At 48.0% G+C, this 22,583-nt stretch carries 24 protein-coding genes; 8 read left to right on the forward strand and 16 right to left on the reverse strand.

Annotation, left to right across the window (positions count from 1 at the left end; all coding sequences use genetic code 11):
• Nucleotides 1–111: 111 nt before the first annotated feature.
• Nucleotides 112–1,014 carry a glycine--tRNA ligase subunit alpha gene (gene glyQ / locus SIB66_RS12330; protein ID WP_063421534.1) on the reverse strand — a complete coding sequence of 301 codons (903 nt, stop codon included), beginning with the start codon at nt 1,012–1,014 and terminating at the stop codon, nt 112–114.
• A 231-nt stretch (nt 1,015–1,245) separates the two neighbouring features.
• Here glyQ and SIB66_RS12335 point away from each other — a divergent pair, with 231 nt between their 5' ends.
• On the forward strand, nt 1,246–1,896 hold the full coding sequence (locus SIB66_RS12335) for a TVP38/TMEM64 family protein (RefSeq protein ID WP_236070186.1): 651 nt from the start codon (nt 1,246–1,248) through the stop codon (nt 1,894–1,896).
• A gap of 381 nt (nt 1,897–2,277) precedes the next feature.
• Here SIB66_RS12335 and SIB66_RS12340 read toward each other — a convergent pair whose 3' ends face one another.
• Nucleotides 2,278–2,538, reverse strand: coding sequence for a hypothetical protein (locus SIB66_RS12340; protein WP_155724614.1), 261 nt, complete (start codon nt 2,536–2,538; stop codon nt 2,278–2,280).
• A 126-nt stretch (nt 2,539–2,664) separates the two neighbouring features.
• Complete coding sequence (locus SIB66_RS12345; RefSeq protein ID WP_063406089.1) at nt 2,665–4,989, reverse strand: class I SAM-dependent methyltransferase; 2,325 nt, start codon at nt 4,987–4,989, stop codon at nt 2,665–2,667.
• A gap of 853 nt (nt 4,990–5,842) precedes the next feature.
• On the opposite strand from SIB66_RS12345, the gene SIB66_RS12350 reads away from it, so the two are divergent.
• Nucleotides 5,843–6,283, forward strand: coding sequence for a hypothetical protein (locus SIB66_RS12350; protein ID WP_063406087.1), 441 nt, complete (start codon nt 5,843–5,845; stop codon nt 6,281–6,283).
• A 974-nt stretch (nt 6,284–7,257) separates the two neighbouring features.
• Here the strand turns inward: SIB66_RS12350 and SIB66_RS12355 are convergent.
• From SIB66_RS12355 to hisF, 3 genes are all read right to left on the reverse strand, one after another.
• Nucleotides 7,258–7,608, reverse strand: coding sequence for a hypothetical protein (locus SIB66_RS12355; RefSeq protein WP_063406181.1), 351 nt, complete (start codon nt 7,606–7,608; stop codon nt 7,258–7,260).
• A gap of 78 nt (nt 7,609–7,686) precedes the next feature.
• Entirely contained in the window at nt 7,687–8,388 is a 702-nt protein-coding gene (gene ubiE / locus SIB66_RS12360; RefSeq protein WP_063406086.1) for a bifunctional demethylmenaquinone methyltransferase/2-methoxy-6-polyprenyl-1,4-benzoquinol methylase UbiE, read from the reverse strand.
• A gap of 146 nt (nt 8,389–8,534) precedes the next feature.
• Nucleotides 8,535–9,305, reverse strand: coding sequence for an imidazole glycerol phosphate synthase subunit HisF (gene hisF / locus SIB66_RS12365; protein ID WP_063406085.1), 771 nt, complete (start codon nt 9,303–9,305; stop codon nt 8,535–8,537).
• Nucleotides 9,306–9,361: 56 nt separating this feature from the next.
• Here hisF and SIB66_RS12370 point away from each other — a divergent pair, with 56 nt between their 5' ends.
• The 3 genes from SIB66_RS12370 to SIB66_RS12380 are packed head-to-tail and all read left to right on the forward strand — an operon-like array spanning nt 9,362 to nt 12,517.
• Entirely contained in the window at nt 9,362–9,580 is a 219-nt protein-coding gene (locus SIB66_RS12370) for a DUF2862 domain-containing protein (RefSeq protein WP_041374878.1), read from the forward strand.
• Between the two features lie 10 nt (nt 9,581–9,590).
• Nucleotides 9,591–10,544, forward strand: coding sequence for a chlorophyll synthase ChlG (gene chlG, locus SIB66_RS12375; protein ID WP_063406084.1), 954 nt, complete (start codon nt 9,591–9,593; stop codon nt 10,542–10,544).
• Complete coding sequence (locus SIB66_RS12380) at nt 10,541–12,517, forward strand: transglycosylase domain-containing protein (RefSeq protein WP_063406083.1); 1,977 nt, start codon at nt 10,541–10,543, stop codon at nt 12,515–12,517. Before chlG ends, SIB66_RS12380 begins: the two co-directional genes overlap by 4 nt.
• A gap of 6 nt (nt 12,518–12,523) precedes the next feature.
• Here SIB66_RS12380 and SIB66_RS12385 read toward each other — a convergent pair whose 3' ends face one another.
• Nucleotides 12,524–13,879 carry a 16S rRNA (cytosine(967)-C(5))-methyltransferase gene (locus tag SIB66_RS12385; protein ID WP_063406082.1) on the reverse strand — a complete coding sequence of 452 codons (1,356 nt, stop codon included), beginning with the start codon at nt 13,877–13,879 and terminating at the stop codon, nt 12,524–12,526.
• Nucleotides 13,879–14,280 (reverse strand): MGMT family protein, encoded by a 402-nt coding sequence (locus SIB66_RS12390; RefSeq protein WP_063403426.1) that lies wholly within the window; start codon nt 14,278–14,280, stop codon nt 13,879–13,881. Before SIB66_RS12390 ends, SIB66_RS12385 begins: the two co-directional genes overlap by 1 nt.
• Here SIB66_RS12390 and trmH point away from each other — a divergent pair.
• Nucleotides 14,279–14,968, forward strand: coding sequence for a tRNA (guanosine(18)-2'-O)-methyltransferase TrmH (gene trmH / locus SIB66_RS12395; RefSeq protein ID WP_011826683.1), 690 nt, complete (start codon nt 14,279–14,281; stop codon nt 14,966–14,968). The two genes, SIB66_RS12390 and trmH, sit on opposite strands and share 2 nt — an antisense overlap.
• 51 nt (nt 14,969–15,019) lie before the next feature.
• Here the strand turns inward: trmH and SIB66_RS12400 are convergent, their stop codons facing one another.
• From SIB66_RS12400 to SIB66_RS12435, 8 genes are all read right to left on the reverse strand, one after another.
• Entirely contained in the window at nt 15,020–15,244 is a 225-nt protein-coding gene (locus SIB66_RS12400; RefSeq protein ID WP_063406081.1) for a hypothetical protein, read from the reverse strand.
• Between the two features lie 63 nt (nt 15,245–15,307).
• Complete coding sequence (locus tag SIB66_RS12405) at nt 15,308–16,123, reverse strand: ABC transporter permease (RefSeq protein WP_074160828.1); 816 nt, start codon at nt 16,121–16,123, stop codon at nt 15,308–15,310.
• A gap of 91 nt (nt 16,124–16,214) precedes the next feature.
• The gene (locus SIB66_RS12410) at nt 16,215–16,772 is read right to left on the reverse strand and encodes a sensor histidine kinase (RefSeq protein ID WP_236073696.1); all 558 of its coding nucleotides are present in this window, start codon (nt 16,770–16,772) and stop codon (nt 16,215–16,217) included.
• Entirely contained in the window at nt 16,769–17,377 is a 609-nt protein-coding gene (locus tag SIB66_RS12415) for a histidine kinase dimerization/phospho-acceptor domain-containing protein (protein WP_236070183.1), read from the reverse strand. The genes SIB66_RS12410 and SIB66_RS12415 overlap by 4 nt, the downstream gene beginning before the upstream one ends.
• A gap of 793 nt (nt 17,378–18,170) precedes the next feature.
• Nucleotides 18,171–18,776, reverse strand: a complete 606-nt coding sequence (locus SIB66_RS12420) for a type II secretion system protein J (protein WP_063406080.1) — start codon at nt 18,774–18,776, stop codon at nt 18,171–18,173.
• Nucleotides 18,763–19,305: a GspH/FimT family protein gene (locus tag SIB66_RS12425; protein WP_063406079.1), complete on the reverse strand. Its 543-nt coding sequence runs from the start codon at nt 19,303–19,305 to the stop codon at nt 18,763–18,765. The genes SIB66_RS12420 and SIB66_RS12425 overlap by 14 nt, the downstream gene beginning before the upstream one ends.
• Entirely contained in the window at nt 19,302–19,730 is a 429-nt protein-coding gene (locus tag SIB66_RS12430; protein ID WP_063421502.1) for a hypothetical protein, read from the reverse strand. The genes SIB66_RS12425 and SIB66_RS12430 overlap by 4 nt, the downstream gene beginning before the upstream one ends.
• The gene (locus tag SIB66_RS12435) at nt 19,727–20,224 is read right to left on the reverse strand and encodes a hypothetical protein (protein WP_063406179.1); all 498 of its coding nucleotides are present in this window, start codon (nt 20,222–20,224) and stop codon (nt 19,727–19,729) included. The genes SIB66_RS12430 and SIB66_RS12435 overlap by 4 nt, the downstream gene beginning before the upstream one ends.
• 371 nt (nt 20,225–20,595) lie before the next feature.
• On the opposite strand from SIB66_RS12435, the gene SIB66_RS12440 reads away from it, so the two are divergent.
• On the forward strand, nt 20,596–21,093 hold the full coding sequence (locus SIB66_RS12440; RefSeq protein ID WP_063406077.1) for a type IV pilin protein: 498 nt from the start codon (nt 20,596–20,598) through the stop codon (nt 21,091–21,093).
• 943 nt (nt 21,094–22,036) lie between these two features.
• Nucleotides 22,037–22,555, forward strand: coding sequence for a type IV pilin protein (locus SIB66_RS12445; protein ID WP_236070182.1), 519 nt, complete (start codon nt 22,037–22,039; stop codon nt 22,553–22,555).
• Nucleotides 22,556–22,583 lie beyond the last annotated feature (28 nt).

The following is a 22,583-nucleotide window of genomic DNA, read 5'->3' on the forward strand; positions in this document are numbered from 1 at the left end:
AGGTTAGTGAAAAGATGAGTGCTCACAACGAACACAATTAACAGGTCTAAGTATCAATTGATACGCGTAAAGTAGGTACTTGGAGCCAGGCCCTTGAAATTATTGAGCCATTTAAGATTGCAATGGCTGGTCTAAAGCAAGTGCCTTGTTATTAAGCAATGGGAATCCCATTACCTCCCTTTCTTTCAACCAAGCCTCTGCCACCCCGCGAGCCAAGCTGCGAATCCTGCCAATCGTGGCTGTTCTCTCCGTGACGGAGATCACGCCACGAGCCTCCAGAAGGTTGAAAGTATGGCTGCATTTAAGAACAAAATCAAGTGCCGGTGCTGGAAGCTGCTTGGCGATCAGGTCTGAGGCTTCCGCTTCATAAAGATCGAACAAGTGCTTGAGGCGGCTTGGATCAGATGACTCAAAGTTGAAATGGCACTGACCCTTTTCCAAAGAAAGCCAAATATCACCGTAGCTTCGTTTGTTGTTCCAGCTGAGATCCCAAATATTCTCAACATTCTGTAAATACATGGCCAGTCTCTCAATGCCATAGGTGATCTCAATCGGCACAGGGCTGCAATCAAGACCACCACATTGCTGAAAATAAGTGAACTGTGTGACCTCCATGCCATCAAGCCACACTTCCCAACCAACACCCCAGGCTCCAAGGGTGGGTGATTCCCAGTTATCTTCTACAAAGCGAATATCATGTTCGGCCGTACAGACACCTAAAGCTTCGAGCGATGCAAGATAAGTCTCCTGAATACCATCTGGAGAGGGCTTGATCAATACCTGATATTGAAAATAGTGTTGAGCACGATTGGGGTTGTCGCCGTAGCGACCATCGGTGGGGCGACGACAGGGCTCTGGATAAGCCACTGCCCAGGGCTCTGGTCCAATAGCGCGCAGAACGGTATGGGGACTCATCGTGCCGGCACCCTTTTCGGTGTCATAAGGCTGCAACAGCACACAGCCCTGATCAGCCCAAAAGGAATTCAGGGTCGTGATGATGTCCTGGAAGTGCACTAGCGCTGTTCTAAGGGGCTTTGATTGTAATTGTATGGTATTCCTATCATCCATTACCTAAGCAGAAGCTTGTTTAATTCGAATAGACTCGAAAACATGTAAATGCTATAGTCAGTTAGTTAAATCCACTAAAAAGTGATCAGAATACAGCTCAATCGGACAAAATACTCTTATTTAATAATCAGCATACTCCTAGTAGCTCTAATGATTTATATTGCTCAATTTCTAGATATGGCAACGATAGGAAGTTGGCTAAAAGCTATCGATGGCGGAGTTGAATCGATAGGGCTATGGGCAATTGGGATTATTTTTGCCCTACGGTCAATAAGTATCATCATTCCAATACTTCCTGGCACATACTGCTCTGTTCTCTCTGGTTATTTCTTTGGATTCCAACAAGGCTTGTTGGTTATTTTCATAGCAGATCTGGTCGCTTGTTGTTCTTGCTTCACCCTTTCCAGGAAATTTGGCAGAGCCGTAATTGAGAAACTCGTAGGCAAGAATCTGATGAATCGTGTTGAGAATTTTAGCAAAAAACATTTAGAACAAAACTTTTTCTTGATGACAAGTTTTTTAATGTCGAATTTATTTGATTTTGTTTGTTATGGCTTAGGGCTTACGAAAGTTACATGGAAAAAGTTTTTACCTGCCTTATTCTTTAGCATCATAATATCAGATGCCCCATTTGTTGCAAGTGGATATGCACTAAAACGCCTCGGCGGCATTGAAATTCAAGAAATTATTAATGGGAATATAAAGGCACTCCAAGGACAACCTCTGGCAATATTCATTGCCTCTATCACGGTAATATTTTCTCTGGCAATAATCAATATAGTCCTACAAAGAAGACAAGATAATATCAAAAGAACAGCCAGTCAATGATTTACTCTTAAAGAGAGAATCTTTAAAATTATTTCATTTAGCATCTCATTTCGAGATCATCAAATCAGAACAAGGCTAAGGCTCGTTTATAGCCTTTTGATGCCATAGTCCGATTAGATTAGAAGAATTCGAAACGCAGAAAGTCATTATTCTATTCTCCAAAGCATATCTGCTTGTAGTAACTCAGTCAAAGGATGGTAAACACCTAAAGAAATTAGAACTATAAATCTATAGAATTTTCAAGATATAAAACAGTAAAAATTCGAGGAAGTTCTAGTGAGAAGTATTTACACTGTCTGATTCAAGGAGTCTTGGTGAATACATTAACAACGAGCGAACAAACCATACCCTTTGAAAGCAAACAGTAAGATTAAGATACTACTATTTATTTAGCATGTACGTAAAGTATCCAATAATTGCAATATTAACACCAATTAATCCAAAGAAGATCAACAACGGGTTCTGCATTCCCGCTGGTGCCGATAATTGTAGGCCTAACACATTAAGCACCTCTTTTTTAGGCATATCTTTTTCTTCTTTATCAGTTGCGAGCAAATATGGTATTCCAAATCTATTTTTTGGCGGCTCGAAGGCTTCCGTTTGGTCGTTACTCGAACTTGCATTGCTCTCAGAATCTTCCATGATCATTGTATTGATTATGAGCTAACATTATACCATTGGACTGGTTGCCAGGCAATCCACTCATATAAGCATGGTGTTCAACACCAAAATGATCAATATTTATGCAGAATATTTAGGCATAAGCCATTATCTTTGATTCGTCCAAAATTGGTACATTTGTCGAAAGGTGTTGGGATTGGCTTGTTCATACTGGGACCAATAGCCGAGGTCAGTCTGCATTTCATCAGATGGATAAGCTCTGCCATAATCTTTTTTAACAATACTGGGCAACACAAAACCCAAGAATCTAAGTTCAAATTGGTCAAGCAGCGATGCTATCATCTCTAGTGAATAACGATGTTCCATAATATGAAAACAAAGATCTCTACACATAGAAGTTGTGTAAAAGTCTGGCCAGTTTGAGATTGAACTAATGTTCGGATATTCACCGTTAATTAGTTTATTCCTAAATAGACGAATGCCTTCATTACTAGCCTCAAAAGATTCAGATTTAATAATTTTTCTAGCCTCAATAATATCTTGGCGTGCTAGCTCACTATAAAATCCTAATTTGAGCATTCCATCGGCTGCGAGTATTTTAAGTAGAGATTGCAGGCCTTCAGATGGATCCTTCATATGATGGAGAACGCCCGTACATTCTATGAGATCAAATTCTTCATTTAGTTTTGGAAGATCAAGAATGTCCATCTCTATAAATCTTATATGCTCAATTCCATATTCTTGAGCCTTGCGCTTTGCATAAGCGATACTAGAAGAGCTGAGATCAATAGCAGTTAAATCAGAGTTAGAATAAGAGAGGGCATCGAATATTTGCTGTCCGGTTCCACAGCCAGCTATTAAAACTCGAGATCTCTGCTTGGGCAATATGATTGAGACCCGATTAGGGTTTATTTCATTGTTAATCGCTGAAGATATAGTTTGAATATTTTCTCGTGAATAAGAAGCATATCTCCAACGCGGATAGGGATGCTCTTCATACTGCTTTTTAACCTGAATAGAAGTACCATCATCTATAGATCCATATTTAGGAATTGATGCGGCAAGCTCATGTTCGCGTTCTGGTTCAACGAGTTGCATTATTTTTAAATTATTTAATTTCTCATTTGCATCGATGAATCCTCTTAATGAAGGGATCTGTTCACAAAGATGAGTAATGGGTATATAACAAGCTAAGATGGAAAGAGTTTTCAGATCAAAGTCACTTCTCAAGCAAGAAAGTTTAAACTGTTCGATTGCATCAAATTCTTGCTTGGTAAATGTAAAAATATATTCATTTAGGAAACACTGCTCCGCAAGAGCAATAGTTAAATCAATAATCCTTTTATTGAAAACATTATTTTGGATTGAAATGCATATTTGCTTGCGTATATTAGTCAACGCCTTCTCCCAGGCCATTGTGGTGAATAACATCAAACCAAGAGCACTGATGATCTCATCATCAGCAAGAATATGTTGAAAAGATGGGTGGTCAAATAAATTATGACTAATGCCTGAAATTTTGTGTAGTGTTTTTTCTGAGATCAAGAGATTAATTGCTGAAAATAGATTTTTATGTGCAATATCATTTCTCTTTAATAGGCTACGAAGCAAAACTCTAGACTGTCGTTCAGTTAAGAATGAAAGATCAGATTCCTCAAGCAGAGAGTTAAGAAGCAAATATGATGATTGCTTTTGTGGGTAAAGCTCAATTTCTCTTGTTACATGAAATACAGCCTCCTCAATTCTGCCAAGGTCCTTTAAAATTATAGAAAGGTTTAAATTGACATCAGGCAGATCGGCCTGTAGGTGCATTGCCTTTCTTGTATTCGCTTCTGCACCAGTTAAATCACCTTGGTCTTGTAAGATAGCACCTAGATTCAGATAAATACTTGCTGAATCATCTTGCAATTCAATTGCCTTGCGTGTTGTATGTTCTGCTTCATCTAGTTTGCCTTGATTCTGTAGGATCTGACCAAGATTAACGTATGCATCAGTCAAATCTGGCTGAAGTTCAATGGCCTTTCGGGTTGCATCTTCTGCATCGGTTAGTCTTCCTTTTTCTCGTAAGACTAAACCCAAGTATGAATAAGCATTGGCGAGGTTAGGCTGTAAAACAATCGCCTGGCGGATCGCCACATCAGCATCATCTAACATTCCTATCTGAAAGAAAAGATATCCCAAGTTTGCATGTGAAAAAGCATGACCAGGAAATAGTTTTACGCTTTTCTTATAGATGTTTATTGCCTTGTCAATCTCTCCTTGTGATTGACAGATTAATGCGAAGTTAGAGAATACATCTGGATCACTTAAACCACTATTAATAAATTCCCGATAGGCTTTTTGTGCCTCATTTATATTGCCTTGTTGGTGATATTTAAAAGCGATAGCCTTGAGTTGATCAGGCGGTATTCGGGCAAACTTCTTGGAGGGTTGTTTATTTTTTATTTTTTTCTTTTCTCCAAATCCTTTCATGTTCACAACGAGATATTCTTTTTTAATCTAATCGCCAAAGAAATTTTTGAACCTTGAAGGTAATAGCATGAAACGATGGACTTTTTTGATAGGCAAGAGATCGTCAAAAGAGGGGCAAGAATCCTTGGACCTCAGAAGAACCGAAAATGTCATATTGAGGTTGCTTCAAGGAGATCATCGACAACTAAAGTCTGCCAATTCATTGACATGAATGCGTCAATGGCATGACATAATTGCCAAAAGCAACAGTCAAGACATTGAAGCAAGTATTCCCCTTAATCCCCTTAATTATATGGACAGTACTTGTCCCATCCAAGGCAAATGAGTTCAAGTGCCCAGGAGACAACAACTATGAGCTGAGCTATTGCGACTCCCAAGCCCTTAAACGATCAAACAGCCGTTTAGAGTCTCAACTAAAAGCTTCTACATTTGAGGCCTGGAAGAGTGCGATCGGAGAGGTTTGCGCCGAAGCATATGCTCCATACAGCCAAGGTACGATCTATCCGTTAATGCTCATGAGATGTAATGAGAACTTAAACCAAACTCTTCTTGAAGAAATGAAGGAACTCGGCGAACGTCAATAGAGAAAAGAAAAGCATAAGATTTTGCAGGGTATATATCACCCGCTTTGATGTAGGCTATAAAGCTCTGTTCAAGAGTATTAGAGAGGGAGGAGGACGACTATGAGCTGCCTAAATCCGTGAGCTAGCTTCTAACATAAATGATAAGTTCAAAAACCATTTGATATTTGTTTTGACAAGGTCTTGATAGAGTTGCAATGATTTCTCTACTCATCACACCAGCTTTTGGTGATCAGCTCTAGTGCTACGAGTAGGATGATTGATGGAATTTGATGATCCTCATGCCAAAACCAATAGAGTTCAAAGAATTCTACGAGCTTCTCAAGGCAGCAAAGAATGGTAACAAAAAGGAGAGAGAGAAATTAGAGTGGATCTTGGCAGAATATGAACATGCAGAAGGCTCTGAAAGTGCTTACGATGAATTAGGGCAGGTTTTTTGCCATATAGGGTTGATGGGTCTATATGACTACACTGGTAGTGATGATATTCAATTTATTAGTCGCTTAGAAAAATCTGTATGGGATTACCTAGAAATCAGAATGGGAATGAGCTTAACTCAACATATGGTAGAAACAATGATAGAACATGCTAAACAACATGAATTATCAACAAAAATGTGTGAAAAATGGGATATATCTAGAGAAGAGCTGGCAGAGAACATCGAGGATTTAGCAGTTTATGTTGCCGAGGGCATCATAGAAGTTATCGATTAGGTCAAGTTATTGATCTCATTGAAATCCTTCTCTTCATTATTCGATCAGCTCATAAGTGCAACAGATCCCTTTGTTCTGAACAAGCGTTAATATGCAAACCACTAAAGATCTCTTCTCAACATTGACCATACTTTGGAATGGTTGATCCTATATTTATCACTCAGATTATCACTCAGAATTCCCAAAAGCCATCACATATTTTGCCAATTAAATGATGATGGTAATAATATTAGGGCCATGGAGATTAATTTAGCCTATGCCGCCAATACATTCAAGATCAGAGCATAACTTAAACACCTTTCTAGCAAGGTGTGCTGCTTCAATAATCAACTGAGGCTATTTTTAGCACAATTCATTCACTACAATAAGGTTTTTTATTGTCTAACGAAAAAGCCAATAAAACATCTTGTGTTGCTATTCATAAGCATTTTATTCACACCAACACCAATTGACGCGAATCAAGATGAATGGCGCAGCAAGGTCACTACAGGAGCTTGTTATTACCATCACATGCACCAATTAATTTGCCCTGCTAAATGAGCAAATCCTGCAAGCAGAAGTGATTACTATCTTTCATGATGGTTATTTTTAGTGATTTCAAATGATCTTGTGGGTATCAACAGGCGTGAAAATGGAAGTCTTGTTATCTTTACTGCAATCAGCCTATTCATGCCAGATTAAAGTTTTCTTCTGCTCCTCGAAATAGGAAGATCTTGCTAATTTAGTTTGGACACTTACTCTGAGGAAGCGGCAATTTTAAGTTGCGAAGATATTAGGATTTTTAACCTGGCAGAGGTTTTCTTCGTCTGATTTAAGAATGTAAAGCCCCTTAAGGTAAAAGCTGATTTGAAACGAGATAAAAAACCTGATCTCTCTGCCAACAAGTCAACTACTAGTTAAGCCAACTAGCAGACATGCTCATGCTCAGAAGAGGCACTTCCCTCATCAAGGCCTTCCTTGATGGCGTGAATAACTCAACTGCTAAGAGCAAAACAGCGATCGAGGTGTGCAACAGCACCATTACGGTTCGAGTGACTGCCGTTCAGGCCCATCATTCCCAGCCAAAACCTGTCATCACCCTGAAACACCAGCACAGGCTTCGCTCCCCCACCATCATGGTCATCAAGGAGTGCCATGCACAACCGTTCAACCACAATCTGACCATTGGGGCGTGCCCGGACCATGCGCAACAAAGAATCCACCTGCGAAAAGGGCACAAAGGTGGCCTGCTGAGAATCAGTCACCAAGATCAAGCCATCAAGCCACTGCACCTCCAAAAGCAAGTCCTTAATTGAGGAGAGAAGAGAAGGGAGAGGGAAGGCCACAGCGAACTGCGTCTTAATATTTTCTTCATAAGTCATCGATCCGTCTTTTCGCAAGAGTCTTTTTGCTCGATCAGTTCATCAAGCGGTAAGCAGCAAGGCACCCATCTGTCCCGCAGCCAGAGGTCGATGGCTCGCTGCGGCAAATCCCGCGTCCCGAGCCAGTCGCTCCTGAGCCTCTCCCTTTGGGAACTGCTGCAAACTGACCTCCAGATAGGCGTAATGCTCGCGCAGACCCACCTGGGCAGCCACTGGCACCACCAACCTTCGCAGATAAAACCGCTGAAAACGTGCTGCCAAGGACCCCTCGCCCATGCGATTGAAATCAAGGACTCCTGCCCGAGCACCAGGCCGCAAAAGGCGTCGAAGCTCTATTAACCCAGCGCCTGGATCCGCCAAATTGCGCAGGCCGTAAGCCATCACAGCACCGTCAAAACGATGGGAAGGCAAGCCAGTATCCAGAGCATCTCCCTGCAACCAGGAGAGGGGCAACCAGGGCTCAACCGCGGCGCGGCGCCTTGCCACGGCTAGAGGCGCCGCAGCCGCATCTAGCCCCAACACAGACCCTCCAGGTCGCAACCTGCGGGCCAATGCCAGTGCCAGATCACCAGTACCGCAGCAAAGGTCTAGCCAATGTTCACCTGGAAGCGGAGACAACCAGGCCAACAACTGGCGTTTCCAGATGCGGTGCAAGCCAAGACTCAACAAGTCGTTAAGCCGGTCGTAATTAGGAGCGACCGCATCAAACAACTGCTCCACCGCCTGGGGGTCACCAGGCCTCATCAGAAGATCCCATCCAAGGGCGTGAACACTGCTTGGAGCAACTGCTGCGCCCAAGGGTGATCGATGAGCAACACATCCAAAAGCACTCTTGCCAACAGAACTTCTCCCAAATTTAGGAGTGTGTTGCTGAACACAAAGACAAAGCCTCAGGCCTCAAGAGGCCGAATCGACAAACCTCGCATCAGCAGATCAGTCTTAATTTGCTCCACACTCAGCACGCCATCGTGAAGCAGAGAGGCCAACAATGCAGCTGAGGCCTTGCCAACCGTGAAGGCTTCTGCGATGTGATCCAGGCAACCTGCACCTCCCGAAGCGATCACAGGCACCGGCACCGCTTCCACGACTGCTCGCGTGAGCTCCAAGTCATAACCAGCCTGAGTTCCATCTCCATCCATTGAGGTCAACAGGATTTCGCCAGCACCAAGTTCCGCTGCCTGCCGAGCCCAGCTCACAACATCCAAACCGGTGTTTTGGCGGCCACCCTTGACAAAAACATCCCAGCCCGAGCCCTCAGGACGACGTCGAGCATCGATGGCCACCACAATGCACTGACAGCCAAAACGGTCGGCTCCCTGCGCTACGAGATCTGGATCCCGCACCGCAGAGGAATTAAGGCTCACCTTGTCGGCTCCGGCCCGAAGCAACTCTGTGATGCCATCCAAAGAGCTGATACCCCCTCCAACTGTGAATGGAATGGTCACGGCCTCAGCAGTACGTCGAACTAACGCCACCAGCGTGGCCCGACCTTCATGGCTTGCGGCGATATCAAGAAACACCAACTCATCAGCTCCAGCCTGGCTATAGCGGCAGGCAAGCTCCACGGGATCACCCGCATCACGAAGGCCCACAAAGTTCACGCCCTTCACAACGCGACCATCAGCCACGTCAAGGCAAGGAATCAAACGAAGCGCGACCATTGGGATAAAGCAGTGACGACTGTTAAGGTTGCGCCACCTTCTAAGCCTTGCAGGCCATGTCCCAGGCTGCCACTTCCTACAGAATCGGCTCCAAGGTCCGAGTCTCTCGCGTTCGTGATCGCATTCCAGCCAAACTGGTAGAACTGCTCAAGAAATCTGACGTTGGCAGGGTCACCGGCTACAAAATGACTGACGGCATGGGCATTGGCTTGGTCGTAGAACTTAGCGATGGCACTGTCAGCTGGTTCTTTGACGACGAAGTTACCTCCGCCTGAGACGCCTGCCGTGAGCGACGCTCGCCAACTCCTTGGCATCAAAGGTGCCACTGGCACCACCAACATCTGGAAGCTGCGTCTGCAGCTAATGAAACCTGTCACCTGGATCCCACTGCTCTGGGGGGTGATTTGTGGAGCCGCTGCCAGTGGTCAATACCAATGGCGCCTACCAGATGTGCTTGCAGCATCGGCCTGCATGGTCATGAGTGGCCCGCTTCTAACCGGTTACACCCAAACCATCAACGACTACTACGATCGCGAGATCGACGCAATCAATGAGCCCTATAGGCCGATTCCCTCCGGGGCCATCCCGCTGACACAAGTCAAGCTTCAGATCTGGATGCTGCTTCTCGGTGGTCTTGCAGTTGCCTATGGCTTAGATCGTTGGGCTGAACACACCACTCCGGTTGTGCTGTTTCTTGCCCTAGGCGGCTCATTTGTGAGCTTCATTTATTCAGCCCCACCTCTCAAGCTGAAACAGAACGGTTGGATAGGAAACTACGCGCTTGGGGCCAGCTACATCGCCCTGCCATGGTGGGCTGGTCAGGCGCTGTTCGGACAACTGACTTGGACCACAGCACTGCTGACACTTGCCTATAGCTTGGCTGGTCTTGGTATTGCCGTCATTAACGATTTCAAGAGTGTAGAGGGAGATCGAGCCCTCGGTCTTCAATCCCTTCCAGTTGTCTTTGGAATCAAAAAGGCCAGCTGGATCAGTGCAGGAATGATCGACATCTTCCAACTCGCGATGGTTGTTGTTCTGATCGCCATTGGCCAGCATTTTGCCTCAGTCGTTTTGATCTTATTGATCATTCCCCAAATCACATTCCAAGACATCTGGTTACTGCGTGATCCCCTGGCCTTTGATGTGAGATATCAGACCAGTGCTCAACCGTTTCTAATCCTTGGCATGCTGGTTACTGCTCTAGCCATAGGCCATAGCCCATTAACACAGGGGATGTGACTCGCAAGCGCCGTCACTGGATTGTTATTGCAGTTAGTGCTGTCGCCATCGGGTGTGTCGCAGCCTTGGCTGAAAGGACTCTCACTGATGCCTTGGATTCGGTTCTGCCCGATGCCCGGCGGATTGCCAACTTCAACCGGCCAGGCACCATCACGCTGCTCTCCACTGATGGGCAGGTGATCCAAAAGCTTGGTCCCGCGACCCGCGAGAAGGTTGAGCAAGACAAGATGCCTCTGCTTGTGGAGCAAGCCTTCGTAGCGGCAGAAGACCGCCGCTTTTACTACCACAATGGCTTGGATATCTGGGGTATCAGCCGAGCCCTGGTGACAAACCTCCGCCAAGGTTCCGTTAGGGAAGGTGCAAGCACCATCACTCAGCAACTTGCTCGAACCGTATTCCTGAGTCAGGAACAAACCCTGCCGCGCAAACTCAAAGAAGCTGCTCTGGCCTACAAGCTGGAGCGACAGCTCAGCAAACACCAAATCCTTGAGCAGTATCTGAATTACGTCTACTTGGGCTCAGGTGCTTACGGCGTAGCCGATGCAGCCTGGGTGTACTTCTCTAAATCCCCCAATCAACTCACACTGCCGGAAGCCGCTCTAATCGCTGGCATGCCCCCTGCTCCCTCAGTGTATTCACCACTAGTCAACCAGAAAATCGCACTAGAACGCCGCGCAATTGTCCTTAAACGAATGCAGCAAGCCGGATTTATCTCTGCCAGAGAAGCCGATGCAGCTCGCAACAGCCCCCTCAATCTCAAGCCAGCGATCCCGAAGTACTTCAACAGCAGCGCACCATTTTTCACCAGCTGGGTAGCCCAGCAACTCCCCAATCTGCTCACCCCAGAGCAACTAGAAGTGGGTGGACTCAAGATTCACACCAGCCTCAATCTGGCTTGGCAAAAGCAAGCCCAAGAGGTGATCCGCAAATATGCCCCCGGGAACACAGAGGGTTCCATGGTGTCTATCGAACCAAGCACCGGTGAAGTGCGGGTGATGGTAGGAGGCAAAAACTTCAAAACCAGCCAATTCAATCGAGCAACACAGGCTCTGCGTTCACCTGGCTCCACCTTCAAGCTTTTTCCCTATGCAGCAGCCATCAATGCCGGCATCAAGCCAGAGGACAAGGTTGTGGACGCGAAACGCTGCTGGAGAGGGTATTGCCCAAAGAACTTCGGCAACAAATACCTGGGATCAGTGGCACTCGCTGATGCCCTTAGATACTCCCTAAACACTGTTGCAGTCCAACTACTAGACAAGGTGGGCTTTGATGCCGTGATCAGCATGGCCAATAATCTTGGCATCGGCAACACCCGCCCATTGGGCAAGTACTATCCGCTCGCTATTGGAGCCTACGAGCAAACCGTGCTCGACATGACTGCAGCCTATGCCGCAGTAGCCAACCGGGGCATTTACATGAAGCCCACGCCATTTGAAGAGATCCGAGGCCCAGACGACGAGGTGATCTGGAACCACCAGTTCGAAGGCTACAAAGGTCGTCGAGCTCTCGATAGCGATGTAGCGGACACCCTGAACTGGATGCTCCAGCGCGTTGTCAGCGGTGGCACTGGAGCTGCGGCATCCCTCGGTGACCGGCCGGTGGCGGGCAAAACCGGCACATCGGAAGGTGCCCGTGACCTCTGGTTCATTGGCTCAATACCTCAACTAACAACCGCCGTATGGTTTGGCTACGACAACAACCGAAAGACATCTGGCGGCAGTGGTGATGCTGCATGGGCCTGGAAGCAGTTCATGACCAAGATCCAAGACAATTTTGAGGTGCAACCCTTCCCCCCAAAACCAGTTATGAACCGCACCTTTAGGCCACCAGGCAAAACGAGGAGCAAACCAAAGAACGGCAGCGAGGATGCTGCCAAAGAGCAAGATCAAACCCAGGGCCCTCCACCCAGATACATCGCACCGCCAGGGGGACCGCCGCTCAATGAAAACTTCGAGCCAATGCCTATTCCCTGATCAGGCTCAGCTGAGATCCAACACGGCTGAATAAAAACCATCACCACCATGCTCAGGATCAGGCCATAGTTGCTGTTCCTGAGACAAGCTCAATTCAGGATGTCGACCAAGGAAGGCCTCGATCTGATCAAAGTTCTCGGCCGGATGGATAGTGCAAGTGGCGTACACCAACCGGCCGCCAGAGCTAAGCAGAGGCAGAAGGCCTTCAAGCAGCTTGGACTGCAAGATCACCAGCCCCTCAACCTGCAACGGAGTAACTCGCCAACGGGCGTCCGCATGACGGGCCAAAGTACCTAAACCAGAACATGGGGCATCCACAAGAATGCGCTGGAAGGATCCTCGCCAGCTTGGCTTCACCGCCAACAGATTCGTGGCATCTGCGACTAGAGCATTGAGGCAGTCACCCCCCAAGCGAGCAGCATTATCCGCCAAGCGCTTGAGTCGACCAGCGGAACGATCCACAGCCCACACCTCTCCCGAACCACCCATCAGCTCAACAAGATGAGTGGCCTTACCCCCTGGTGCAGCGCAAGCATCAAGAATCCGATCCCCAGGCTGTGGCCGCAAAAGCGGTGCGACCAACTGTGCAGAGCGATCCTGCACACACCAATGTCCTTGCTGATAGCCAGGCCACTGGCTTAGGTCAACAGCACTACCAGTCACCATCAAACCATCAGGGCAGCTCTCGATCGGAGTGCTCTCCACTCCAATAGCCTCAAGCGCCAGCCTTACGTTCTCACGGCTTGTACGACGTCGATTGATCCGCAGATCTAGTGTTGGCACCTGGTTGCTGGCACGAGCAAACAGCTCAGCTCCCACCTCGCCTCGCCAAGCAAGTAACTGCTCCACCAACCACAACGGTAAAGATTCCGCTTGCGCCAACCGAGCGGCAGAGTCCTCCGGCTCGAGGAGCACCATACCGGCATCGCGTGCACGCAATGCCGCCCGCAAAATGCCATTCACCACCGGAGCTAATCGGGCAAGCTTGCCGGTCTTAGCAAGTTCAACGCTGGTGTTCACTGCCGCTGCAGCTGGAATCCGCTGCATACGCAGAATCTGATAGAGCCCCAAATGCAGCAACCAGCGCAGCACTGGTGGCTGTTTGCAAGCAGGCACCTTGCCAAGACGATCCAACCAAGCATCAAGCCATTGCCGCTGACGGATTGCGCCATAAGCCAATTCCATCACCAGGCCACGGTCGGCACCGCTCATGGGGTTCTGACGAAGAGCTCGTTCGAGAGCGACATCTGCATAGGCCCCTGCCGCCACTGCCTGTAACAGCTCCCATGCCACCCGCCGCGGCAGCAGTCCCGGTACAGGTACAGATCCATCAGCGGCAGCAACGGAAGACGAAGACAACATCAATGGTTGTCCTGGGCTGAGATGAACCTTCCAGAGCTAACGCCTTCCTGAGCCATTCCCAACAAAAGGCCCTCATCACTCAATTGCGGCCGCCAAAGATGCCGTCGTAAGGGCAAATGACCCTCGGCATCCACAAGGATTCCTTCAGCGATCAACATCTGCCGCTGCATCCAGTCAGATCCTTCGCGGCTCAAACTCATCGAAATCATCCCTTTCGCATTCACCACTCGATGCCAAGGAACTTTGGATGGCAAAGGTAATCGACGCATAGCCCAACCCACCTGACGGGCACATCCATAGGCACCGATCATCTCGGCAATCTGACCATAGGTAGCTAACTGGCCGAAAGGGATGAGGGACACAGCATCCCATACCCTCAAGTCAAAAGACGCTTGGCCCATGCCTCTGCTGCCTCGCCGATTTGATCGTCTCAAGGCTGTTCTGGATTGCCGAATGGCAGATCTGACGGTTCTGCTTGAGCACGTAGAAAAGCCCCACAACCTCTCAGCCATTCTGCGCAGCTGCGATGCGGTGGGTGTCCTGGAAGCCCATGCAGTGAACTATTCAGGACGCCTGCCCACCTTCAACAGTACCGCTCAGGGAAGCCAAAAGTGGATACCGCTCAAAGAGCACAGCAGCATCGAAGTTGCCGTCAAGGCCATCAAGGAAAGTGGCTTTCGCCTTTATGGAACCCATCTAGGTGGAAACGCACGCGACTACCGAGACTGCGACTTCTGCGAACCTACAGCCTTCGTCCTGGGAGCTGAGAAATGGGGCCTTAGTGAGCTGGCGACGCCATTGATGGATGAAGGGATCTTCATCCCTATGTGCGGCATGGTGCAGTCGTTGAATGTTTCGGTAGCAGCAGCAACCTTGCTATTTGAGGCCCTACGTCAACGACGACTGGCTGGTATCGCACCTCAAGCCGGCGAAGGCCTAGAACCAGCGCTTTATCAACAGCGCCTATTTGAATGGGCCTATCCCGAAGTAGCAGCTTGGTGCCAGCAGGAAGGCAGGTCATATCCTGCCCTTAACGATCAAGGCGAAATCCAAGGGAGCCTCCCCCGCAACGTGAGATTGCGCTGTTAAGCAACCAGCTAACACTCAAAATGAGATCAGAACATCTTTGCTTGGATGCGATCAATTGATCCCAAGTTGGTTTTGACGTGCCGCGGGAAGACGCAAGCCAATCAGCAAGACAATACTTTCCAGCAAAATGTTTTGGCCTATAAACAGCACAATCATGGCCAAGCCGATCGCGAGCATCTGCTCAAGCAGGCCGATCACATCATCAGGATTTCGGCGCCCGGAGACCCAAAGGAAGATCATCAGCGCCAGCAAGATCAATGTGATCCACCAGGGCATGGCTTGAAGCAAGGACTTCCCCCAGTGTGGCCCTCCAAAGGATGCAATGGGAGTGATCTGAAATCAGGCAGTCGACTCATCGAGACCACTCACCCATGCCTCCAGCCCCTCACCAAGGAATGAGAGTCCCAGCACCAATACGAACATGGCCAAGCCTGGATAGAGAGCAGTCCACCAAATCCCAGTTGGCACTGCTGCCAGAGCCATATTCAGATCACTCCCCCATTCAGGCACAGTTTCCGGCAGTCCCAGGCCGAGAAAACCAAGGCCACCAAGCACCAAAACAGCATCAGCAGCATTCATGGTCAGCAGGACTGGCACGGATGTGATCACATTGCGAAGCAGGTATTTGCGCAAGATCCAAATGGGGCCAGCACCGAGGGAACGGGCAGCCTCTACAAACAGTTCTGCTTTTACCTGGGCTGTTTGGTTACGAACCACGCGGAAGTACTGGGGCACATAAACAACACAAAGGGCTGCGGCCGCATTAGGAATACCCCGTCCAAGCAAAAAAGCCAAGACCACAGAAAGCAAGAGCACCGGCAAGGTGTAGAGGGTGTCCATCACCAACACCAACATGCGATCAAAAGCACCTCCGAGGTAGCCACTCATCATCCCTAGGGGCACCCCCACGAACACAGCCAAGGTCACCGCAAGAAGAACCACCTGCAAAGCCACGCCACTGCCCTCCATGGTGCGAACACATACGTCCCGTCCGAGACGATCAGTTCCGCACCAATGCCCCCATGAAGGAGGCGCATAAATGGGATTATCAAGACCAGCGTTGGCCTCAGGCAAAACACCCACCATCACCAACAAGGGGGTGATTAAGGCAACCAACAGATAGATGGCAACAATCACCATCCCCCAGCGCGCCATGCGAGTCGACAAGGTCACTCGTGACAGACGCAAAGACGAAAGATCAAAACTCACTGCTGAGGAAGGAGACAGAACAGTCTCTGCATTGTTGCTAGAGCGGCTGACAACGTTGCAACTCAATCACAAAGATCGCTCCACCATCAGCAGCATTCTCAACCCAAACGCGGCCTACCATCCGCTTCACCAACGAGCGCACAAGGGCCAGACCAACGCCACTGACAGGTTGTTGTGCCGTGTTACTGCCACGCTGAAACTGCTCAAAAATCAGCGCCTGATCAGCCTCTGGCACACCAGGGCCATGATCTCGAACTTGCAATCTCACATGCTCATGCGTGGTAATGCAGCTCAATTCAACTCGCTTGTCTTCTGGGCTGTACTTGAAAGCGTTCTCAATCAAATTGCTAAGACACTGCACGACCCTGTCGTGATCACCAAGAGGCCAGATCTGATCAACACCGTTTGAACACGATTGCATGTTCAAGCGAGTCTCATAATCAGCTCTATGCAGCAAGAAAACCTGCTCTAACGCCTCAAATGCGGAAAAAGGCTTGGACGTCATCACCAGAGTGCCAGATTCCTCACGCGCAATATCTAATAGATCAGTGATTAACCTTCCGAGACGACGAGTCTCATCATCAATAATCGTCAATTATGCCGCTGAGCATCGCTAAGAGAGCCTGAGCGACGTAACACTCTAGAGGTATAACCAATGATCAATGTGATCGGTGTGCGCAGCTCATGGCTGAGAGCATTAGCAAATTTGCGCTGACGATTCCAAGACTCAGCCAAACGATCCAAAATCGCATTAAACGAACCGGCAAGCGGCTTAAGTTCCACAGGTTCATATTTCGGATCAAAGCGATGATCGTCGAGAGATCCAGACGAGACTGATTCGATTGCGCCGCCAAAGTGCTGCAAAGGATCCAAACCGCGTCGAATGCCTGAACGAGTGAGGAGCAAGGTCACCATCGAAGCAAGCAAAGCAGCCAGAATAAGAACCCAGGCAAGAACTTCTTGCTGACGAATCTGCCTACTGATATCTTCAACCAGATAAATATTCCAAGTATTTCCATGCAGCTCAATTTCATCTTTAATGATTAAATAATAAACTGAATCAATATCAATAAGAGCAGGACCATACTTGGCATCACCCTGATATTTTTGCAAACCATAAAAAGCTAGAACCTTGCCAAGATTGATACCGCCACTCACGTCAGGCACCACAAAACCAGCTTCAAACCCCTTGGGGTGCATTGAAATCAGAAGACGAAAAGATGAAAAATTGCTCAGCAATCTCTTCAGTAAAGTGGATCAAACTGTTTTCAGACGCCGATACTGAATCGGTGCGAAGGATCAAATCCTTCGACTAACGAAAATAGCCTTGGCACAGTCAAAAACTTCCCGCTGAGCCTGCCGGCGCTGTTCAGCGGGAAGCTTCAGGTTAAACAACAACAAGCCATATCACAGCCCCACAGCCATCAAGCTGGTGCGCTCTAGAACGCGGCGGATCGAATAAGGCGGATGCCTAAAATTGATCCAGGCACCTCTTGCGTGCAATGATTTGCCAAGACGGTTAATGTCCAACCAAGTGCTCCTTGCTTAGCGTTACATACTTGCACAGTTCTAGCGACTAAAGCTGTGGCCTAGATCATTCATCCCGGTGATTAAGCTCACATACCCAAACAATCAAGAATCCATGGAGAGAAACTTTATAGCATTATTTCTACAAAAAACTCATTATCTAATTTTTGATTTCCACCCCCTAGATACAACCCTTCAAATGAAGGATATTGATGGCATCTGCTGTTCTGCTGTCAAAATAAGCACGCGCGGGACTCCATCGCATAACAGTTGCTTACTGACATCCTAAATACCGCATAAAAAGTACTACTTCAAAGCTATATTGCGAGCGACTTATGCATCATTAGTGTCAAATATTTGCGTCTCAATAATTTATATCTAGTCCGAATACAGCATCGACACAAGCAAGGTTGATTGAGCCTTACATGCTTTTGCATACCCCAATCAAGCATCAACGTGCAGGGCATCAAGCAGAGGCCGCTGAACTGATGCGCTGCATCTTCCCGTTAGGAGCCTGAAACTGCTGCTCCAGCTCAAGGCGCAACACCGGCAGAAGAGGGTCAGGCCGAGCCACAAAACCAAGCTCGCCATCACTGAGCGAGGAAGGCAAGCCATCGATCAACACACGATTCTGGAAGCTTCCTGCGAAGTTAGGCTCGCCGTTGATGTCAAACGCCGGGCCACAGCGCATCAACACCCTGCTGCGCCAGATCGACGATGGAGCAGAGCCAACCGAGTAGACGATGGCCCTTCGACGGGCTTCGGGATCATCTGGCGCTGTAGCGATAGCCAATACCGCCTGACGCCCCGCCAAGGAACAAGGCCAGAGGCTGGAGATTGGCGGATCAGCCAACCAGCCATAGCCACGCGCCAAGTCAGCCTTGATCAACATCAAGGTGCGTTGCTGAAGGCCCCGCTCACGCAGGCGCTGGGCCATTGCCTGACCAAGGGAAAGATCTCTAGTTATCACGCCAAGGGCCATCGCAACAAACACCATCCCCACACTGATCACCAGCATCAGCTCCACCAAGGTGAAGCCATCAAAACCGTCATTGCCTTTAGAGCGCTTCATCAGGTAAACATCGTGAACTGCTAAGACCAATTGCTGGATCGAGGGGATCACCGTCGTAACGACCAACACGGCTAACGCCCAAGGGCAGGCTGATCACCAAACAGCGTCGATAAGGGCTGTGAAGGCTGCCCAAAACAACGGTTCCACCATCCAACGTCAAACCATTCGCCGCAAAGCGCATCAGCTGAGGCAAGTTGCTCTGCCAAGTCAGTGGCAGTTCCGCAAATGGTTCCTGCAGGCTCAATCGAGAGGACACACAAGCTGGCAACTCACGAACAAGCGGCTTCTGCCAACCCTCAGCAGAAACACGCAACCCGCAAGGCTGCCGCTGACTTAAAGCAAATAGTCGAGCGCGCTCCAAGCCAAGCTGCAGTCGTCGAGCAGCAACATCCACCTGCAAACGATGGCGGTACTCATCAGCATTCACCAGGCTGATGCCAGCCAAAACTGCCAGGATCGAGAGAATCAGCAACAACTCCAACAAGCTGAATCCCTGCTCAGCAGGGGCTGCATAGGACAAACGCCTCATTGCTGCGCCGTCAGATTGGGCCTGCACCAACCAGTACCCGCGGGCGTAAGCAACTGACGACGGCGAAGCGGCTCAACAGGCGCGCCCTTAGGCGGATGAGCGTCAATCTGAAGCCAAAGTCCAACCCCATCAGCTTGCCAATGCCGCTCAAGCCCCTCCGGCAAAGGCAAAGCCCTATCTCCTGAACGAGACACGGCGGCAAGATCAAAACGGCAACTCCTGTTAGCAGTAAGCAGCTCAGAGACATTGCCAACAGCTGACAACCAGCGCTGGCTGGCCAACAACTGCAACTCAACAGACTCAAGCTGCTCCTCTTTGAGCCAACCAAGATGAGCAGCCAGGCGGGCCTGCCCCCAAAGGTGCAGTCCGCTCATTGCCGTGCCAGCTAACAACAGTGAAGCCACGATCAGCTCGATCAAATTCATGGCCTTTCCTGTTCAAGGGTGACCAGAGATCGCATTGCACCAACCTCACGCACAGCAGGGCCATCAGGGTCTATTGCCAGCAGAAAAACAGCTCGAGCACCAGCGGCAAGACGCAGACTCAATCGACCTGTGTCACCACTGGGAATCCAATCAATCAAAAACCAAACGTCCTCGCCGATCAAGCCTTGTTGAAGACGACTGGGATCAGCATCAGCGCATTGAGAGCCAAAATCGTTCCAACTGCCAGAAGGCCAAGTAAGAAGGCAGGCGTGGGAATCTGTCGCCAACTGTGCGAAGTGCTGAGCAGCGGAGCGAAGCTGATCGGCGCGCATGCGCTCAGCCGTGCTGATGCGCGTACGACTAAGGCTCAGGAGCGCAAGCGAATGTAGAGAAGTGCTGCTAAGTAAAATCAAAAAGGAAGCCGAAAGCGCCAGGGGCAGCACAAAGCCAGAGGAGGGGCTTTGATAACAGCCCCGCTGGCGATAGGAAGGCATCTCCAAACAACAGCTGCTACAAGGATTCCCCGCCATCGCAGGCAAGCAACAATCGCAAACGATGCTGACCTTGATCAACAAGAAGCCAACAGATCAATCCTGCCCAAGCCTGCTCAACAAGGCGTTGAAATCAATGAATGGCAATAGCAATCAGCTCGCAAGCTTCGGATTGCTAAAAGCCTGAGCTTCTAGACGCGAGAACAAACCAGCGCAAGGGGAATAAGGGTGAAAAGAGCATCTCGCGCCAACAGTCAAACCATCCTCTAAGCGAGCTCAAAGAGAACTCTCAGAGAAGCCTTAGACGATCCTTCACCACAAAATTGCCATTTCAGGGCATTATAGGAAAGCCACTATTGATATCGCCTACGACCATGAGCATCATCAACCAACGGCTAAAGCTTGCACTGTTGAGCCGCCAGAAGCGAGCTAGCGCCTTACAGCAAGGCTTCACCCTGGTGGAGTTGATGATCGTGATTGTGATCGTTGGCATCCTGAGTGCAGTTGCGCTGCCTAACTTCCTGAATCAAACATCTAAAGCGAAAGCCACAGAATGCATGGCCAAAGGCGGAACGATAATGGGACTGGTAATGGCGGATGCCTTGACTAGTAAGGCAGCAGGAAAGGCGACCCTAGATGCTCTTGTCGAAGATGCAAATACTAATTCCACTCTTTGTGATTTCACCGCTGGAGATCTACCAGGCGATGGCAGTAATGTTTTTAAATTAACCGCAACCGGAAAAGGAGATCTGAAAGATGGTGATACAAGTAAATTTGACGGTGCTTGGTGTGTGGATTTCGCAACAGGCAAAAAAGAACAGGAAACTACGAACAACGGCACAGCACCAAATCCTGGACCTGACTGCGCATAATTGCCGGGGTTCTCTATAATATTAGTTTACTTCATCAATATCTAGATACATTCATCTATGAGAATGTGTCTAGATTTTGCTGAAGACTAAACGCCTAATTATCACATATCAATCGCCCTGTTAAAAACAAAAAAATTGTGGCATTGTCCGCAAGCAGGGTTTCACGATTGCGGAACTGATTATAGCTTGAGTGGGTATTCTTTGCGTCGCTACACTACCTAAAAATTTTATAGGCCAAACAGTTAAATCAAACCATCAGAAGCCAAACTCATGGCCAAAGCCAAACCCAACAACCTCAAGCATTTTATGCAGAAAATAATATTAATCTAGCAACGTAAGTAGCAATTCTAATAAAATAATTCATTTCTACTGCTGCCAATTCTGCCTTTTCAACTACACAGCCATAGGGTTCTCGCCATTTTATACTTTAACTGGGGCAGGGAGAACACAAAAATGCTGGCATTGCAGGAGAAACAATTGCTAGCTCCGCAGACTTTTACACAGGGCTAATAGAGACCCAAAAAGATTTAGAAGCTGATGCTCCTGATTACCAATGAAATGACTAGTCAAATCAATATCTATGTCATCACCAAGCTATCGATCCGCAACTGATAACTGGCAGAACAAACAGAAAATTCACCGGAATCATCGTAATCAAAACAATCAACTCTATTTTCGATACTATAAAGCAAAATTACGACATAAAACTAGTGAAGAAAATTGAAAGTATTATCAGGCAATTAAATTTAAACAATAGCAAATAGACAAACTATACATAGGCTTATATCACCAATATACCGAGCAGGTATTTTCAGGAAAAAATAAAATGAGCAGATGGATTAGATTCAACAAGAGGTTATCAGTATTAGCTCAGGCTGCTCTAAAGTTGAAAAACAAACAATCAATGCTATCTTGGGTTTTGTAGTCTTTAAGAAAAGCTGTGATGATGAGGCTACCCCCTAGAAGGCAAGAAGCAAATGGCTTCTCACTTGTTGAAGTAATGATCACCGTAGTGATTGTAGGAATTTTAAGTTCTATTGCTCTACCAAGTTACTGGCGCCAGGTACAACGCACAAAACAGAATGAAGCCGCATCCACGCTTGCACAATTTCAAACTACAGTTGCGAGTTATCTCGATGAATTTAACTTATCACCTGTAAACTGGGTTGATCTGAATAATGTTGCTGTGATCATGACAAACAAGGGACCTGCATCTGCGGGGAATGGTGCTTTAACAACTCAGATAACCTTACCAGGGAATGAATACACGGTACGCCGTACAAATGTCGCTAATAATTATTATGAATTTACAGCAACTTCAACCAACAACAAGGTTTCTGAATATAACGTAATGGCATGTGTATGTCTTTCTACAGGAGCTAGCGATTTAAAGAAAGGAACTGTAGACAGCGAAGATCAAGTTGAGTCGTCTGATCTTGTCTGTGGAGCTTGCCCAGTATAAAGATCACTAAACTTAGATTTATTGCAGC

Source organism: Prochlorococcus sp. MIT 1318 (genome assembly GCF_047304505.1).
Taxonomy (GTDB): domain Bacteria; phylum Cyanobacteriota; class Cyanobacteriia; order PCC-6307; family Cyanobiaceae; genus Prochlorococcus; species Prochlorococcus marinus_D.

Coding starts and splice junctions, on each gene's coding strand:
- SIB66_RS12370 (WP_041374878.1), top strand. CDS start 9,362: ATGTCCCAGGCTGCCACTTCCTACAGAATCGGCTCCAAGGTCCGAGTC.
- SIB66_RS12400 (WP_063406081.1), bottom strand. CDS start 15,244: ATGCCCTGGTGGATCACATTGATCTTGCTGGCGCTGATGATCTTCCTT.
- SIB66_RS12340 (WP_155724614.1), bottom strand. CDS start 2,538: ATGGAAGATTCTGAGAGCAATGCAAGTTCGAGTAACGACCAAACGGAA.
- SIB66_RS12445 (WP_236070182.1), top strand. CDS start 22,037: ATGATGAGGCTACCCCCTAGAAGGCAAGAAGCAAATGGCTTCTCACTT.
- SIB66_RS12390 (WP_063403426.1), bottom strand. CDS start 14,280: ATGGGCCAAGCGTCTTTTGACTTGAGGGTATGGGATGCTGTGTCCCTC.
- SIB66_RS12345 (WP_063406089.1), bottom strand. CDS start 4,989: ATGAAAGGATTTGGAGAAAAGAAAAAAATAAAAAATAAACAACCCTCC.
- trmH (WP_011826683.1), top strand. CDS start 14,279: ATGCCTCTGCTGCCTCGCCGATTTGATCGTCTCAAGGCTGTTCTGGAT.
- SIB66_RS12385 (WP_063406082.1), bottom strand. CDS start 13,879: ATGTTGTCTTCGTCTTCCGTTGCTGCCGCTGATGGATCTGTACCTGTA.
- hisF (WP_063406085.1), bottom strand. CDS start 9,305: ATGGTCGCGCTTCGTTTGATTCCTTGCCTTGACGTGGCTGATGGTCGC.
- ubiE (WP_063406086.1), bottom strand. CDS start 8,388: ATGAGGCCTGGTGACCCCCAGGCGGTGGAGCAGTTGTTTGATGCGGTC.
- SIB66_RS12425 (WP_063406079.1), bottom strand. CDS start 19,305: ATGAGGCGTTTGTCCTATGCAGCCCCTGCTGAGCAGGGATTCAGCTTG.
- SIB66_RS12350 (WP_063406087.1), top strand. CDS start 5,843: ATGATCCTCATGCCAAAACCAATAGAGTTCAAAGAATTCTACGAGCTT.
- SIB66_RS12420 (WP_063406080.1), bottom strand. CDS start 18,776: ATGAAGCGCTCTAAAGGCAATGACGGTTTTGATGGCTTCACCTTGGTG.
- SIB66_RS12335 (WP_236070186.1), top strand. CDS start 1,246: ATGGCAACGATAGGAAGTTGGCTAAAAGCTATCGATGGCGGAGTTGAA.
- SIB66_RS12405 (WP_074160828.1), bottom strand. CDS start 16,123: ATGGCGCGCTGGGGGATGGTGATTGTTGCCATCTATCTGTTGGTTGCC.
- SIB66_RS12435 (WP_063406179.1), bottom strand. CDS start 20,224: ATGCCTTCCTATCGCCAGCGGGGCTGTTATCAAAGCCCCTCCTCTGGC.
- SIB66_RS12440 (WP_063406077.1), top strand. CDS start 20,596: ATGAGCATCATCAACCAACGGCTAAAGCTTGCACTGTTGAGCCGCCAG.
- SIB66_RS12430 (WP_063421502.1), bottom strand. CDS start 19,730: ATGAATTTGATCGAGCTGATCGTGGCTTCACTGTTGTTAGCTGGCACG.
- SIB66_RS12415 (WP_236070183.1), bottom strand. CDS start 17,377: ATGCACCCCAAGGGGTTTGAAGCTGGTTTTGTGGTGCCTGACGTGAGT.